The organism is Oscillibacter sp. CU971, from assembly GCF_905219725.1.
GTDB lineage: Bacteria > Bacillota > Clostridia > Oscillospirales > Oscillospiraceae > Oscillibacter.
In genome coordinates, this window is record NZ_CAJMXG010000052.1 from 1 (window position 1) to 15514 (window position 15514).

Consider the following 15514-nt stretch of genomic DNA (forward strand, 5'->3'; position numbering starts at 1 on the left):
GTTGAAGCCGTCGCCCTGGCCGGGCCGTCCGCCGCCGCGGTTAAAGCCGCCGCCGCCCTGACGGTCCCGATTGAAGCCGCCCCGGCGGTCGCCGTCGCGGCGGGGACGACGCTCCCGGCGCTCCTGATAGGGCTTGGAGGTGTCCATGGTGCGGGGAGTGGTGCGCAGGGTCTGGCTCAGCACCTCGCCCTTGTAGATCCACACCTTCACGCCGATGCGGCCAAAGGTGGTGGCGGCCTCCGCGNAGCCGTACTCAATGTCGGCGCGGATGGTCTGCAGAGGGATGGTCCCCTCATGATAGTGCTCAACGCCCGCGATTTCGCGGCCGCCCAGACGGCCGGAGCAGCAGGTCTTGATGCCCTTGGCGCCGGCCCGCATGGCCCGGGCCATGGCGTTCTTCATGGCGCGGCGGTGGGAGATGCGCTTTTCCAGCTGCTGGGCGATGTTCTCCGCCACCAGCTGGGCGTTCATGTCGGGGTTGCGGACCTCGACGATGTTCAGGCGGACCTTCTTGCCCACCAGCTTCTCCACAGCCAGGCGGTACTGCTCGATNTGCTCGCCGCCCTTGCCGATGACCATGCCGGGCCGGGCGCAGTGCAGGAAGACCGTCACCACGTCGCCGCTGCGCTCAATCTCAATCTTGGGCACGCCGGCGCCGTACAGGGTCTTTTTGAGGTATTTGCGGATCTTCTGGTCCTCCACAATCAGGTCGCCGACCTTCTCGTCACTGGCGTACCAGCGGGAATCCCAGTCTTTAATGACGCCCACGCGCAGGCCGTGGGGATTGACTTTCTGTCCCATAAACGGTTCTCCTCCCTCTTATGCCTTTTCCGCCNCAGCCAGGGTGACGTGAGAAGTGCGCTTGTTGATACGGTAGGCGCGGCCCTGGGCCCGGGGCATCATCCGCTTGAGGATGGGGCCGGGCGTGGCGTAAACCTCGGACACCACCAGCTTGGCGGGGTCCATGCCGAAGTTGTTTTCGGCGTTGNCAACGGCGCTCNTCAGAAGCTTTTGCAGGGGCTCGGNGGCAGCCTTGGGGGTCTGCATCAGGATGGCCATGGCGCTGCCCGCGTCCTTGCCGCGGATCAGGTCGCAGACAATCTGGACCTTCCGGGGGGCAATGCGGACGTAGCGCAGATAGGCCTTCGCAACTTTATTTTCCATGTTCTGCATCCTNCTTCAACTCAGTCCTTCCGGTGTCCGCGGAAGGTGCGGGTGGGGGCGAACTCACCCAGCTTGTGGCCGACCATGTCCTCCTGGACGTAGACGGGCACATGCTTCCGGCCATCGTGCACGGCGATGGTGTGGCCCACGAAGGAGGGGAAGATGGTAGAGCTGCGGCTCCAGGTCTTGAGGACCTTCTTCTCGTTCTTCGCGTTCATTTCCTCGACCCGCTTCAGAAGCTCGGGGGCAACGTACGGGCCTTTCTTAATGGATCTGCTCATGTTTCATCTGCCTCCCTTACTTCTCGTTGCGGCGCTTGACAATGAATTTGCTGGTGGGGTTCTTCTTCTTCCGGGTCTTGTAGCCCAGAGCCGGCTTGCCCCAGGGGGTCACGGGCCCGGAGCGGCCAACCGGGGCGCGGCCCTCGCCGCCGCCGTGGGGGTGGTCGCAGGGGTTCATGACGGAGCCCCGGACGGTGGGACGCCAGCCCATGTGGCGCTTGCGGCCGGCTTTGCCGATGTTGATGTTGGCGTGGTCAATGTTCCCCACCTGGCCGATGGTGGCCATGCAGTTGGTCCGAACAATGCGGACCTCGCCGGAGGGCATGCGGATCTGGGCGTCGCCGCCCTCTTTCGCCATGAGCTGGGCGGCGGTTCCGGCGGAGCGCACCAGCTGGGCGCCGTTGCCGGGGTGGAGCTCGATGTTGTGGATCATGGTGCCCACGGGAATGTTGGCCAGGGGGAGGGCGTTGCCCTCCTTAATGTCGGCGCTGGGGCCGGACTCCACCTTGTCGCCGGCCTTCAGGCCCACGGGGGCCAGAATGTAGCGGCGCTCGCGGTCCTCATACTCCAGNNGGGCGATGTTGGCGGAGCGGTTGGGGTCGTACTCCAGGCGGAGGACGGTGGCGAACATATCGTGTTTGTCGCGCTTGAAGTCGATGACACGGTATTTCCGCTTGNTGCCNCCGCCNCGGTGGCGGACGGTGATGCGGCCGTAGCTGTTCCGGCCGGCGCTCTTTTTCAGTGTCTCGGTGAGCTTGGGCTCGGGCTTGGCCTTTTTGTCAATGCCGTCGAATCCGGAGACCGTCATCTGACGCCGGGAGGGAGTCGTCGGCTTAAAGGTTTTAATAGACATTTGTCGTTACACTCCTTCCGTAGAATCAGACCATTCCTTCAAAGAACTCGATGGTCTTGGAATCGGGGGTCAGCTGGACGTAGGCCTTTTTCCAGGTTTTCGTCATGCCGGGACGGCCCGCGCCCATGCGCTTTTCCTTGCCGGGCACCGTCAGGGTGTTGACGGCGGCCACCTTTACGCCGAAGATTTCCTCTACGGCCTTCTTGATTTCCACCTTGCCGGCATCCTTGGCCACCTCGAAGACGTACTTCTTGCCGGCGGCTCCGGCCATGGCCCGCTCGGTGATGACGGGGCGGATCACAATATCGTATGCGGTCATTACGCGTACACCTCCTCGATTTTAGCGAGGGCGGCCTGATCCACCACCAGGTACTTGGCNTTTACGATGTCATAGACATTCAGNTGCGCCGCGGGNGTGGTCAGCNCGCCNGGAAGGTTCCGGGCGCTCTTGACGATCGTCTCGTCCATGGCGGGGGTCACCACCACGGCCTTGCCGTCGACCTTGACAGCGTTCAGGAACTTGCGGAACTCGGCGGTTTTGATTTCCGTCTGCTTGATGGCGTCGATGACCACCAGGCAGCCCTCGGCGGCCTTGGCGGAAAGGACGGACTTCAGCGCCAGGCGCCGGACCTTCTTGTTCAGCACGTAGCGGTAGCTCCGGGGCTTCGGCGCGAAGACGATGCCGCCGTGGGTCCACTGGGGGGCCCGGGTGCTGCCCTGGCGGGCGTGGCCCGTGCCCTTCTGGCGCCAGGGCTTCTTGCCGCCGCCGGAAACTTCCGCGCGGGTCAGGGCGCTCTGGGTGCCCTGACGGCAGTTGGCCAGGTGATTCTTTACCACCTCGTGAACGACGGACTCGTTGGGCTCAATGCCGAAGNNNGCGTCGTTCAGTTCCACAGTGCCGNCNNCAGCGCCGGCCATGTTCAAAACTTTCACAGTAGACATTTACTCAGCACCCCTTTCTTACTTGCTTCTGGCGGAGGCCTTCTGCGGGTTGCGGCCGGNAGCCTNCNGCGGGTTNTNGGTGATGTCCGCGCCGNCCTGCNTGACCTTGTGGACCTTGACCGTGGACTTGATGGTCACGAGACCCCCCTTGGGGCCGGGCACCGCGCCGCAGACCACCAGCATGTTCAGCTCGGGGTCCACTTTGACCACGGAGAGGTTCTGCACGGTGACCTGGTCCACGCCCATGTGGCCCGCGCCGTCGCGGCCCTTCATGATGCGGCCCGGGGTTGTGCCCGCGCCCAGGGAGCCCTGGTGGCGGTGAACGGGGCCGCCGCCGTGGGTGTTGCGCTTCACAGCCGCGCCGTGGCGCTTGANAACGCCCTGGAAGCCGTGGCCCTTGCTGACGCNGGTGACATNCACGANGTCTCCCGCGGCGAANGTGTCNGCCTTAACNATGTCGCCCACGTTCAGTTCGGCGGCGTTCTCCAGGTTGAACTCCTTCAGGTGCTTCTTGGGGGCTACGCCCGCCTTGTTCAGGTGGCCCAGCTCGGGCTTGGTGAGCTTGCGCTCCGCAATGTCCTCGAAGCCCAGCTGCACGGCCTCATAGCCGTCCTTTTCAGCCGTCTTCTTCTGCACGACCACGCAGGGGCCCGCCTCGATGACCGTGACGGGGATCACATGNCCGTTCTCGTCAAAAATCTGGGACATGCCCACTTTTTTGCCGATGATCGCTTTCATGAAGGTTCCTCCTTAAATAAGNNTATTGGTTGACCGGCCGCGGCCATTGGGAACCGTTCCGGCCAACTTGACCCGTCNGCCTCGACAAGGCGGCAGACTGCGGTTCAACAGGGTAATGGGGGTCTTACAGCTTAATCTCAATCTCCACGCCGGCGGGGAGCTCCAGGGCCATCAGGGCCTCCACGGTCTTGGGGGAGGACTTGGTGATGTCGATGAGCCGCTTGTGGGTCCGGCGCTCGAACTGCTCCCGGCTGTCCTTGTGCTTGTGGACGGAGCGCAGGATGGTGATGATCTCCTTCTTGGTGGGCAGGGGGATGGGGCCGGAAACCTCGGCGCCGGTGCGCTTGGCGGTTTCCACAATCTTCTCCGCGCTCTGGTCAATTACCTNGTGGTCATACGCCTTCAGGCGGATGCGGATCTTTTCCTTCTGTGCCATGTTCGGGTTCCTCCTAATTCGTACGGTTTTTAATTCGCGTCGATTCCGTACGGCGAGAGAAATTTTTCTGTCCGCTTATCCGTGCGTATCATTCCCGCTCATGAAAAAACCCGGCGCAAAGCAAGCCGGTTCCGTCATGGCGCGGCGATCTACGCTCGCGTACAGACCTTTCTCAGCCGCCCGATTATCGGACATACTCCCCGGAAGTTACCTCTTTCGAGCAATCTCCCGGTTCATCGCGGTCGCGGGGCGCAGAGGATGTCCTCTCCGCCGCATGCCCATAAATAATACTTGAAAATTCTCCCCGTGTCAAGAGAAATTTTGCCGGATTTCCTCTTTTTTTCAGCCTGTTTCCAAATGGCGTGCCGTCGCTTTGACGGAGGACGGCTTCCGCCCTCCGCCCCGGCGGAACATCCGCCCGGAAAGAGGGCCTTGACGGCGGGGCGGGGACGTGGTATACTCCCCCCTGAACAAACCGAAAGGGGTGGAAGCGTGAGACTGACTTCCTGCTGAATGCCAAGTGACTTGGTTTCCGGCGCCGCGCAGGCGGGGCCGGGGCGGCGTTGTGCCGTCAAGCGGGAAAGCGCAGCTCACCTCCAGCCCTCGCGTCATAACTGCCCTGCCGCCCGGTTTCGGGGCGGCTTGCGCTGTGACGGGCCGCGGGAGGCTNTCCTGCGGTNCTTATCTTTTTTATTTCACAGCAAGGAGATGACGCGTATGTCTATGATTCAGGCGGATCGCCTGACCTTTTCCTATCCCGGCAGTCCTGACCCCGTGTTTCAGGACGCCTGTTTTCAAATCGACACCGATTGGCGGCTGGGCCTGGTGGGCCGGAACGGCCGGGGGAAGACCACCCTGCTGCGGCTTCTGCTGGGGGAATATCCCTGCGAGGGGAGCCTGGTCTCCTCCGTGCCCTTCGACTACTTCCCCTGTCCTGTCCCAGACCAGGAGAGGCTGACGGCGGAGGTGCTGGAGGACCTCTGCCCGGAGGCGGAGAGCTGGCGGTTCCCAAAAGAGCTGTCCCTGCTGGGTGTGGAGGAAGAGGCTTTATGGCGGCCCTTCTCCACCCTCTCCAACGGGGAGCGGACGAAAGTCCTTCTGGCGGCCCTGTTCCTCCGGGAGGGGCGCTTCCCCCTCATCGACGAGCCCACCAACCACCTGGACGCCCACGGGCGGGAACTGGTTTCCGCCTACCTCCGGCGGCAGCGGGGCTTTATCCTGGTATCCCACGACCGCCGCTTCCTGGACGGCTGTGTGGACCACATCCTGGCCCTGAACCGCTCGGACATCCAGGTCCAGGCGGGGTCCTACAGCTCCTGGAGGGAGAACTTCGACCGGGTTCAGCAGTTTGAAGAGGCGAAAAACGAACGGCTCCAAAAAGACGTGCGGCGGCTTCAGAAAGCGGCCCGGCGGACCTCCGTCTGGTCCGACCGGGTGGAGTCCTCCAAAACCGGGGCCTATGACAAGGGCTTCGTGGGCCACAAATCTGCCAAGATGATGAAGCGGGCCAAATCCCTGGAGGCCCGGCAGGAGAAGGCCCCGGAGGAAAAGCGGGGGCTGCTCCAAAACCGGGAGACCGTGGAGGCTTTGAAGCTCTCCCCCCTGGCCCACCACGCCAAGCGGCTGGTCTCCTGCTCGGATCTGACGCTTTGGTACGGGGACCGGAGGGTTTGCGGGCCCCTGGACTTTGCCGTGGAGCAGGGAGATNGGATTGCCCTGGAGGGCCGGAACGGCAGCGGGAAAAGCAGCCTTTTCAAGCTGCTGCTGGGGCAGAACATCCGGCATGAGGGGGCTTTGTCTGCGGCCCCGGGGCTGAACATCTCCTACGTGCCCCAGGATACGTCGTTTCTCCGGGGAGCTCTGGGAGACTTCATTCTGGAGCGGGGAATCGGCGAGAGCCTCTTCAAGGCCATTTTGCGGAAGCTGGGCTTCTCCCGGGAGCAGTTTGACCGCCTTCTGGAGGNCTACTCCGGCGGGCAGAAGAAAAAGGTTCTCATCGCCGCCAGCCTCTGCGAACAGGCCCACCTGTATGTATGGGACGAGCCGCTGAACTTCCTTGACATCGACTCCCGCCTCCAGATCGAGGAACTGCTGCGGGGCTTTGCTCCCACGATGATCTTTGTGGAGCATGACCGGGCTTTCCAGGAGGCCATCGCAACGAAGGTAATCGCTTTGTAACGCAGCATAGGCGAGGACCCTGGAAGCCCCTCCGCGAAGAGGGCTTCCAGGGTCCCTTTTAGATCAGCGCCACAATCAGCCACAAAAGTCCGATGGCCGCCGCGCCCATGAGGGTGTAGACCGCCGGGCTCAGGTCCCGCCAGGCCCGGCTGAATTTTCCGTGGTCCCCCCCGGCATAGTTCCGGGCCACCCTCCGGGCCTCCTCCACCAGTTCCCGNGAGGTGACCCCCTCCCCGGCGGCGTCGTTCCGCACGATGAAAATCGCCTGCTCGAAAAACCGCTGGTCCGGGGAGTCCACCACGACCACCCGTCTGGAAATTCCTTTCACCATCTCGTGTGTATGCCTCCTGTCAGTGATGGTTTCATTTTTCCAGCCCCAGGGGAAAATTATACCTGAAACGGAAAAAGAGGAGGGGCGGTTTTCCGCCTCTCCTCTTCCCTTTATTTATTTCATCAGCTCGTACATCACGGCCTTGATGGTGTGCATCCGGTTCTCCGCCTCGTCGAAGACAATGGACTGGGGTGACTCGAAAACCTCGTCCGTCACCTCCATGGCCTCCCGGCCAAAGCGCTCGCCCATCTCCCTGCCCACCTTGGTCTTGTGGTCGTGGTAGGCGGGGAGGCAGTGCATGAAGCGGCACTGGGGGCCCGNCGCGNCCATCNGGGCCTTGGTCACCTGATAGGGGCCCAGGGCGGCGATGCGCTCCTCCCAGACCTCCACAGGCTCGCCCATGGAGACCCAGACGTCGGTGTAAAGGACACCGGCGTTTTGAACCGCTTTCATGGGGTCCTCAATGAATTCCAGAACCGCGCCGGTCTCCTTNGCGATGGCCTGGCAGGTATCGATCAGGGCCTGATCCGGCATATATGCCTTCGGGGCGCAGGCGGCAAAGTGCATGCCCATTTTGGCACAGCCCACCATGAGGGAGTTGCCCATGTTGAAGCGGGCGTCTCCCAGGTAGACCAGCTTCACGCCCCGGAGCTTTCCGAAGTGCTCCTGGATGGTCAGAAAATCCGCCAGGATCTGGGTGGGGTGGAACTCGTCGGTGAGGCCGTTGAACACGGGGACCCCGGCGTACTCCGCCAGCTCCTCCACGATGGCCTGGCCGAAGCCCCGGTACTCGATGCCGTCATACATCCGGCCCAGNACCCGGGCGGTGTCGGCAATGGACTCCTTCANGCCGATTTGNGAGCCGGTGGGGCCCAGGTAAGTACTGCCCATGCCCAGGTCCTGGGCGGCCACCTCGAAGGCGCAGCGGGTCCGGGTGGAGGTCTTTTCAAAAATCAGGGCCACGTTCTTCCCCTCCAGATACCTGTGGGGGGTTCCGGCCTTCTTCTTGGCTTTCAAATCCGCCGCCGTGTCCAGAAACTGCTGAATCTCCGCCGGGGTAAAGTCCAGAAGCTTTAAAAAGTGCTTTTCCATAGCGTCCTCCCTTNCTCNCAGCCCAGNGTCNNTTTCATGATGTCCAGGCCCTTGTCCATCTCGTCCTTCGTAATAACCAGGGGCGGCAGCAGCCGCATTCCCGGCCCGGCGGTGAGGATGAGAAGGCCGTTTTCAATCAGCTTGCCCGCAATGTCTTTGTTGCTCCATCCCTCCCGGACCTCNACGCCGATCATCAGGCCCAGGCCCCGGGTTTTTCCGAAGCAGGGCAGATTCAGGGCCTCGATGCCCTTGCGGAGGTACTCGCCCTTCTCTTGGACCTCCTTCAGGAATCCGTCGCTGAGGGTCTCCTGGACCACCAAGCCCGCGGCGGCGCAGACGGGGTTCGCGCCGAAGGTGGTGGCGTGCATCCCGGGGCCCAGAACGTCCTTGCATTTCTCATTGGCCATGATGCCGCTCATGGGCAGGCCCCCGGCGATGCCCTTGGCAAAGCTCACCACGTCGGGGAGAACGTCATACTGCTGGAAGGCAAAGAGCGTCCCCGTCCGGCCCACGCCGGTCTGGACCTCGTCCACCAGGAGCAGCCAGTCCTTTTCCGCGCAAAGGGCCTCCACGGCCTTTACGTAGCCCTTATCCAGGGGCAGCACGCCGCCCTCGCCCTGGACCAGCTCCACCATGACGGCGCAGACGTCCCCCCGGTCCTGGGCGCGCAGCGCCTCCAAGTCGTTGGCGGAGGCGTAGCGGAAGCCCTCGGTGAAGGGGAAGAAGTAATTGTGGAACACATCCTGCCCCGTGGCCTTCAAGGTGGTAATGGTCCGGCCGTGGAAGGAGTTTTTCAAGGTGACGATGGCGCTGCGGCCCTGGCCGTATTTGTCAAAGCTGTATTTCCGGGCCAGCTTGATCATGCCCTCGTTGGCCTCCCCGCCGCCGTTGGCGAAGAAGACGGCGCTTTCTCCGGTGCGGCGGCAGAGGATCTCCGCCAGCTTCGCCGGAGGCTCGGTGTAGAACAGGTTGGACGTGTGGCCCAGCTTCTTCGCCTGGTCCGCANCGGCCTCTGCCCAGGGCTGGTTTCCATAGCCCAGGGCCGTGACGCCGATGCCGCTGGTGAAGTCGATGTATTCCCGGCCCTCCGGGTCGTAAAGGGTGGCCCCCTCCCCGTGGTCCAGGGCCACGGGGAACCGGCCGTAGGTGTTCATGATATGCTGATGGGTCAAGCTCTTAATGGCCTCGGATGTCATAGGGCCTCCTCCTTTTTCATCATGGTGCCGATGCCCTCGTCGGAAAGCAGCTCANTGAGGATGGAATGGGGGATGCGGCCGTCCAGGATGTGGACCCGCTCCACGCCGACGTGGATGGCGTCCACGCAGCACTGCATCTTGGGGATCATGCCCCCGGAGATAACCCCCTCCTCCACCAGGGCCGGGACCTCCTGGGTGCGGACCACGTGGATGAGGGTGCTCTCGTCCTTGGAGTCCCGGAGGAGCCCCCGGACGTCGGTGAGCAGAATCAGCTTCTCCGCCCCCAGGGCCTCCGCCAGCTTAGCGGCGGCGGTGTCCGCGTTGATGTTATAGGCCGTGTCGGAATCCACCCCCTGAGCCACGGTGGAGACGATGGGGATATAGCCGTGCTCCAGGGCGTTTTTCACCGGCTCGGGGTTCACGCCGGTGATCCGGCCCACCAGGCCGTATTTTTCGTCCATCTGCTCCGCCTGGAAGAGCTGCCCGTCCATGCCGCACAGGCCCACGGCCCGGCCTCCCAGGCGGCNCAGCTGGGACACCAGGTCCTTGTTGACCTTGCCGCAGAGGACGGCCTGGACGATGTCCATGGTGGTGACGTCGGTATAGCGCAGGCCGTCCACAAATTTGGACTCGTGGCCGATCATTTTCAGCATGGCGGAAATCTCCGGCCCGCCGCCGTGAACGGCCACCACCCGNATGCCCACTAGATTTAAAAGAATGACGTCGCTCATCACCGCCCGGCGCAGCTCGTCGGAGATCATGGCGTTGCCGCCGTATTTGACCACGATGGTCTTGCCGGTAAATTTCTGAATATAAGGCAGGGCCTCGATCAGGGTCTGGGCCTGCTGCTCATGGGAAGACATGCCGTCCGCCCCCTTTATGTTCTGTAGTCGCCGTTGATTTTGATATAGTCGTAGGTGATGTCACAGCCCCAGCAGGTGCAGGAGGCTTCTCCCTCTCCCATGGAGATGTTGATTTCCACGTCGTGCTCCGTCAGGACCTTCTTGGCGANGTCCTCGTCAAAATCCAGGCCCCGGCCCTTGGCGCAGACCTGGACATCCCCGGCGGCGCTGGCGAAATGGACATTCACTTGATCCGGGTCAAAGTCCTCCCCGGAGTAGCCCATGGCGCAGAGGANCCGGCCCCAGTTGGCGTCCGCACCGAAAATCGCCGCCTTGGTCAGGGTGGAGGACACTACGGACTTGGCGATGATCTCAGCGCTTTTTTCGGATTTTGCNCCTTGGACGGTGCNGGTGATGANATGCCGTGCCNCTTCGCCNTCGGAGGCCATTTTCTTGGCAAGCTCCGTGCACAGGGCCCGCAGGGCCGCCAGGAAAGCGTCGTAGTCTGGGCCCTTGGCCGTAATGGNCTCGTTTCCCGCCAGGCCGTTGGCCAGGACGCAGCAGGTGTCATTGGTGGAGGTATCCCCGTCTACGCTGATGCGGTTGAAGCTGACGCTTACCGTTTCCAGCAGGGCGGTTTTGATCATCTCCGGGGAAATGGCGCAGTCCGTGGTGAGGAAGCAGAGCATGGTGCCCATGTTGGGGTGTATCATGCCGCTGCCCTTGGCCACGCCGCCCATGCGGACGATTTTGCCCCCTACCGTGGTTTCCACCGCCGCCNCTTTTTTCACGGTGTCGGTGGTCATGATGGCGTGGCCCGCCGCGTCGCTGGCCTCCGCCGACCGCTCCAGGGCGGCGCAGAGGGCCGGAATCGCGGCCTCGACGGCCTCCACGTTGATCCGCTGGCCGATGACGCCGGTGGAGCTCACCAGCACGTCCTCCGGCTTGCAGCCCAGGGCTTGGGCCGCGGCGGCACACATGCGTTCCGCGTTTTCCTCCCCCTGGGGGGCGCAGGCGTTGGCGTTTCCGCTGTTGGCTATGACGGCCCGGGCTCTTCCGTCCGCCAGGTGCTTGCGGTCCACATGGATGGGGGCGGCCTTGACGGCATTTTTCGTAAACACCGCCGCCGCCGCGCAGTCCACGTCGGAGACGATCAGCGCCACATCCTTCTTCCATTCCGCGTGAGTTTTGACCCCCGCGTGGACTCCCGCCGCCCGGAAGCCCTGGGCGGCGCAGACGCCGCCGCCGATGAAATTCAGCATATCCGTTCCTCGTACTTTCTCAAAGCGCCAGGCCTGCCGTTTCCTCGAAGCCCAGCATCAGGTTCATGTTCTGCACCGCCGCGCCGGAGGCGCCCTTGCCCAGGTTGTCCAGGCGGGCGGAGAGCATGAACCGCCCGCTGTTTCCGTTGACAAAAATTTGCAGCCCGTCCGTTCCGGAGAGATTGTTGGAGCCGATAAAGCCGCAGGAGGGCGCGCCGGCGGGACGAAGGGTCACCACGGGACTGCCGCCGTAATAGTCCTCATACAGTGCCCGGAGCTTCTCAATGGACCAGGGGCCCTCCAGCTCCTCCGCCCACAGCGGGACGGTAACTACCATTCCCTGGGGATAATCGCAGATCATGGGCATGAACAGGGGCGGGCGGTTCAGTCCCGCTATTGCCGCCATCTCCGGCAGATGCTTGTGGGCCAGGGTAACCGCGTAGTGCCNGCGNCTTTCCAGCTCCTTGTCCCGGTCCGGATNGNNANNTTGGGCGNTNGCCTTTTTCCCCGCCCCCGTATAGCCCGACAGGGCGTGGCAGGCCAGCCGGGCCTTGGGGGACAGCACCCCCTTCTCCACCAGGGGCCGGACCAGCGTGAGAAAGCCCGTGGCATAGCACCCCGGGTTCGCCACCCGGGCCGCCGTTCGAATGGCCTCCCGCTGCCCGGTCAGCTCCGGGAAGCCGTANACCCAGCCCTCCGCCGTNCNGTGGGCGGTGGAGCAGTCAATCACCCGGATTTGGCCGTTTTCTATCAGGCTCACCGCTTCCACGGCGGCGGCGTCCGGCAGGCAGAGGAACACCAGGTCCGCCGCGTTGAGAAATTGTTTCCGCTCCGCCGGGTCCTTGCGCTTGGACTCGTCGATGAGGAGGAGCTCGATGTCCTCCCGGGCCGTCAGGCGGTCGTAAATCTGGAGGCCGGTGGTGCCCTCCTTGCCGTCGATATACACCTTTGGTTTCATGGGATGCCCCCCTCTTATTCGCTCCGCGCCTGCATGAACGCCTCGATTTCCTCAATCTGCCGGGCGGTCTNCGCNGCCGCAGGGCCACCGAAGCTCCGGCGAAGGGCCATGCAGTTTTCCAGCTTCAAGGCCTCGTAAACGTCTTCCCCAAAGAGCGGGGAGACGGCGCGCAGTTCCTCTAGGGTCANCTCCTCCAGGGTCTTCCCCTGGGCGGCGCAGGAGGCCACCAACTGTCCCGCGGCGGTGTACGCGTCCCGGAAGGGCATTCCCTTCTTGGTCAGGTAGTCGGCGCAGTCCGTGGCGTTGATGAAGCCCCGGCCTGCCGCCTTCCGCATGTTCTCCGGGAGGACCGTCATGGTGTCAATCATCCCTGTGAACACCGGAAGGCACAGCTCCACGGTGTCCAGGGCGTCGAAGACCGGCTCCTTGTCCTCCTGCATGTCCTTGTTATAGGCCAGGGGCAGGCCCTTCATCACCGTGAGGAGGCCCATTAAGTCGCCGTAGACCCGGCCTGTCTTGCCCCGGACCAGCTCCGCCATGTCCGGGTTCTTCTTCTGGGGCATGATGCTGGAGCCGGTGGAATAGGCCTCGTCCAGCTCCACGAATTTGAACTCCCAGCTGCACCAGAGGATNACCTCCTCGGCGAAGCGGCTGAGGTGCATCATTAAAATAGAAAGCGCGCTCAGAAGCTCCAGGGCGTAGTCCCGGTCGCTGACACCGTCCAGGGAGTTGCCGCNGGGGCGGTCAAAGCCCAGGGCCTGGGNCGTCTGGAAACGGTCAATGGGATAGGTGGTCCCCGCCAGGGCGCCGGAGCCCAAGGGNCACTNNTTCAGGCGCTTGCGGCAGTCCTCCAGCCGGGTCACATCCCGGGAGAACTGGGCGNCATAGGCCAGAAGGTGCTGGGCGAAGGAAATGGGCTGGGCCCGCTGCAAGTGGGTATAGCCCGGCATCACCGTGTTCCGGTGCCGCCTGGACTGGGCGCAGAGGACCTTCTCCAGGTCCAGCAGCCGGCCTATGACGGTTCCAATCTCCTTGCGCACGTACATGCGGAAATCCAGAGCCACCTGGTCGTTCCGGGACCGGGCGGTGTGGAGGCGCTTTCCCGCTTCGCCAATGCGCTGGGTCAGCAGGGCCTCCACGTTCATGTGGATGTCCTCGTTGGCCGGGGAGAACTCCACCTTTCCCGCCTCGATATCCGCCAGGATATCCGTCAGGCCCTTTTGGATGGCCTCCTTGTCCGCCTGGGAAATCACGCCCTGGGCCGCCNGCATTTCGGAATGGGCCATACTGCCCTGGATGTCCTCCCGGTAAAGCCGCTGGTCAAAGTGGATGGAGGACTGGAAATCATTGGCCAGGGAATCCGTCTCCTTACTGAACCGTCCGCCCCAAAGTTTCATGGATGCTACTCCTTTAAATTAAAGTTTCCCCTGCTCCCGCAGCGCCAGCACGGTATCGGGCAGGCACCACAGGTTGATGAAGCCTGTGGCGTTGGTCTGGTCATAGGCGCTCTCGTTGAAGGTCACCAGCTCCTCGGAGTACAGGCTCTCGGGGGAGGTGATGGAGGCCGTGATCATATTGCCCTTGTAGAGCTTCAGCTTCACGGAGCCNNTCACNTGCTCCTGGNTCTTGTCGGCAAAGGCNNTGAGGGCCTCCCGCAGGGGGGTGAACCACTTGCCGTTGTACACCAGGTCCGCGAAGTCCACCGCCAGCTTGCTCTTCATGTGGGCGGTGTCCTTGTCTACCGTAATCATTTCCAGGCACTCATGGGCCTTATACAAAATCGTGCCGCCGGGAGTTTCGTAGACGCCCCGGTCCTTCATGCCCACCAGCCGGTTCTCCACGATGTCCAGAAGGCCGATGCCGTTTTCCCCGCCCAGCTTGTTGAGCTTNCGGATAATGTCGCTGGCCTTCATTTTCTCGCCGTCCACTGCCACGGGGACGCCTTTTTCAAAGTCGATGGTCACATAGGTGGCCTTGTCCGGGGCGGCCACGGGGCTGACGCCCATCTCCAGGAAGCCCTCCTTCTCATNNTGGGGCTCGTTGGCGGGGTCCTCCAGGTCCAGGCCCTCGTGGCTCAGGTGCCAGAGGTTTTTATCCTTGGAGTAGTTCGTCTCCCGGCTGATTTTCAGGGGGACCTTGTGGGCCTCGGCATAGTCGATCTCCTCGTCCCGGCCCTTGATGTCCCACTCCCGCCAGGGGGCGATNATGGTCATCTCCGGGGCGAAGCNCTTGATGGCCAGCTCAAACCGGACCTGGTCGTTGCCCTTTCCGGTGCAGCCGTGGGCGATGGCGTCCGCCCCCTCGGCCTTGGCGATTTCCACCAGCTTCCGGGCGATGATGGGCCGGGCAAAGGCCGTGCCCAGGAGGTACTGCTCGTAGCTGGCTCCCNTNTNCNAAGACGGGATGANCACCNCGTCCACCATCTCGTCGGTGAGGTCCGCGACGTACAGCTTGCTGGCTCCGGTCTTGATGGCCTTTTCCTCCAGGCCGTCCAGCTCCTGCTCCTGGCCCACGTCTCCGGCCACGGCGATGATCTCCACGCCGCCGTAGTTCTCCTTCAGCCAGGGGATGATGATGGATGTATCCAGTCCGCCGGAATAGGCAAGGACGACTTTCTTGATATTCTTNTTCATAACTGCGCCTCCATTGGTTTTAATGATGAATGAATTATACAACCTCCGTGAATATTTATGCAATTGGCGGAATGCACAAGATTCGCGCCGGGAGGGAGGGAAATTTTGCCGGAAGGGAGCGTACAAAAGAAGTCCCCCGGAGAGGCCCAACTCTCCGGGGGAGTCCATCGCTGTGAACTTCTTCCATTATGTTAAATGGCTAGGCGAACACAACAAGGGCAGCTTGTAATTATTATACCAACCGCCGCAAGAAAAGGCAAGGGGTATTTTCCCGCCCGCCCTTGCGGTTTCTGTCGAAATGCGGCATCATCAGTCTGCCGCCCTTCTCCAAACCGGCAGCAGGGAGGAGGTGAATGCCGCGGAGATATTGATTAGCTTTTTCGTGTCGGTCGGAGCGAGCATACCCGGCAACTATGTGAGCAAGTGGCTTGACCGCCACCGCAAGGGCAGGTAAGCACAATGAAAAACCGGAGGGCGGCATCCCTCCGGTTTTTCTTTTGCGTGTCTGCCGTGGACCTAATTGAATTCTTGGCTGTGATGATTATACCACACCCCGCCCAGTATATGCAAGCCCTATTTTTTCATTCCGTTTTCCGCCTCCGTTGCCC

At 62.6% G+C, this 15514-nt stretch carries 17 protein-coding genes; 1 reads left to right on the forward strand and 16 read right to left on the reverse strand.

Annotation, left to right across the window (positions count from 1 at the left end; translation table 11 throughout):
• From rpsC to rpsJ, 8 genes are all read right to left on the reverse strand, one after another.
• Positions 1-801: 30S ribosomal protein S3 (rpsC, locus tag JX325_RS05685; protein ID WP_243413944.1), on the reverse strand; the 801-nt coding region annotated here is incomplete at its 3' end.
• 18 nt (positions 802-819) lie between these two features.
• Positions 820-1164 (reverse strand): 50S ribosomal protein L22, encoded by a 345-nt coding sequence (gene rplV, locus JX325_RS05690; RefSeq protein ID WP_204790193.1) that lies wholly within the window; start codon positions 1162-1164, stop codon positions 820-822.
• Between the two features lie 20 nt (positions 1165-1184).
• Entirely contained in the window at positions 1185-1445 is a 261-nt protein-coding gene (gene rpsS, locus JX325_RS05695; protein WP_204790194.1) for a 30S ribosomal protein S19, read from the reverse strand.
• Positions 1446-1461: 16 nt separating this feature from the next.
• Positions 1462-2298, reverse strand: a complete 837-nt coding sequence (gene rplB, locus JX325_RS05700; protein WP_204790195.1) for a 50S ribosomal protein L2 — start codon at positions 2296-2298, stop codon at positions 1462-1464.
• 25 nt (positions 2299-2323) lie between these two features.
• Positions 2324-2617 carry a 50S ribosomal protein L23 gene (gene rplW, locus JX325_RS05705; protein WP_204790196.1) on the reverse strand — a complete coding sequence of 98 codons (294 nt, stop codon included), beginning with the start codon at positions 2615-2617 and terminating at the stop codon, positions 2324-2326.
• Complete coding sequence (gene rplD / locus JX325_RS05710) at positions 2617-3240, reverse strand: 50S ribosomal protein L4 (protein ID WP_204790197.1); 624 nt, start codon at positions 3238-3240, stop codon at positions 2617-2619. The genes rplW and rplD overlap by 1 nt, the downstream gene beginning before the upstream one ends.
• An 18-nt stretch (positions 3241-3258) precedes the next feature.
• On the reverse strand, positions 3259-3978 hold the full coding sequence (gene rplC, locus JX325_RS05715; RefSeq protein ID WP_204790198.1) for a 50S ribosomal protein L3: 720 nt from the start codon (positions 3976-3978) through the stop codon (positions 3259-3261).
• 124 nt (positions 3979-4102) lie between these two features.
• Positions 4103-4414, reverse strand: coding sequence for a 30S ribosomal protein S10 (rpsJ, locus tag JX325_RS05720; RefSeq protein ID WP_204790199.1), 312 nt, complete (start codon positions 4412-4414; stop codon positions 4103-4105).
• A gap of 717 nt (positions 4415-5131) precedes the next feature.
• Between rpsJ and abc-f the strand changes: the two genes are divergently transcribed.
• Positions 5132-6592 carry a ribosomal protection-like ABC-F family protein gene (gene abc-f / locus JX325_RS05725; RefSeq protein ID WP_204790200.1) on the forward strand — a complete coding sequence of 487 codons (1461 nt, stop codon included), beginning with the start codon at positions 5132-5134 and terminating at the stop codon, positions 6590-6592.
• Between the two features lie 58 nt (positions 6593-6650).
• On the opposite strand, the gene JX325_RS05730 is transcribed toward abc-f, so the two are convergent.
• The 8 genes from JX325_RS05730 to JX325_RS05760 all read right to left on the reverse strand — a co-directional run bounded on the left by JX325_RS05730 (position 6651) and on the right by JX325_RS05760 (position 14906).
• Positions 6651-6923: a hypothetical protein gene (locus tag JX325_RS05730; RefSeq protein ID WP_204790201.1), complete on the reverse strand. Its 273-nt coding sequence runs from the start codon at positions 6921-6923 to the stop codon at positions 6651-6653.
• Between the two features lie 114 nt (positions 6924-7037).
• Positions 7038-8015, reverse strand: a complete 978-nt coding sequence (argF, locus tag JX325_RS17970) for an ornithine carbamoyltransferase (RefSeq protein WP_243413945.1) — start codon at positions 8013-8015, stop codon at positions 7038-7040.
• On the reverse strand, positions 7997-9211 hold the full coding sequence (locus JX325_RS05735) for an aspartate aminotransferase family protein (RefSeq protein ID WP_204790202.1): 1215 nt from the start codon (positions 9209-9211) through the stop codon (positions 7997-7999). The genes argF and JX325_RS05735 overlap by 19 nt, the downstream gene beginning before the upstream one ends.
• On the reverse strand, positions 9208-10074 hold the full coding sequence (gene argB, locus JX325_RS05740; RefSeq protein WP_204790203.1) for an acetylglutamate kinase: 867 nt from the start codon (positions 10072-10074) through the stop codon (positions 9208-9210). The genes JX325_RS05735 and argB overlap by 4 nt, the downstream gene beginning before the upstream one ends.
• A 14-nt stretch (positions 10075-10088) precedes the next feature.
• Positions 10089-11315, reverse strand: a complete 1227-nt coding sequence (gene argJ / locus JX325_RS05745; protein ID WP_204790204.1) for a bifunctional glutamate N-acetyltransferase/amino-acid acetyltransferase ArgJ — start codon at positions 11313-11315, stop codon at positions 10089-10091.
• 19 nt (positions 11316-11334) lie between these two features.
• Positions 11335-12273, reverse strand: coding sequence for an N-acetyl-gamma-glutamyl-phosphate reductase (argC, locus tag JX325_RS05750; protein WP_204790205.1), 939 nt, complete (start codon positions 12271-12273; stop codon positions 11335-11337).
• A gap of 14 nt (positions 12274-12287) precedes the next feature.
• Complete coding sequence (gene argH / locus JX325_RS05755) at positions 12288-13670, reverse strand: argininosuccinate lyase (protein ID WP_204790206.1); 1383 nt, start codon at positions 13668-13670, stop codon at positions 12288-12290.
• Between the two features lie 18 nt (positions 13671-13688).
• Positions 13689-14906, reverse strand: a complete 1218-nt coding sequence (locus JX325_RS05760; protein ID WP_204790207.1) for an argininosuccinate synthase — start codon at positions 14904-14906, stop codon at positions 13689-13691.
• Positions 14907-15514: the final 608 nt, after the last annotated feature.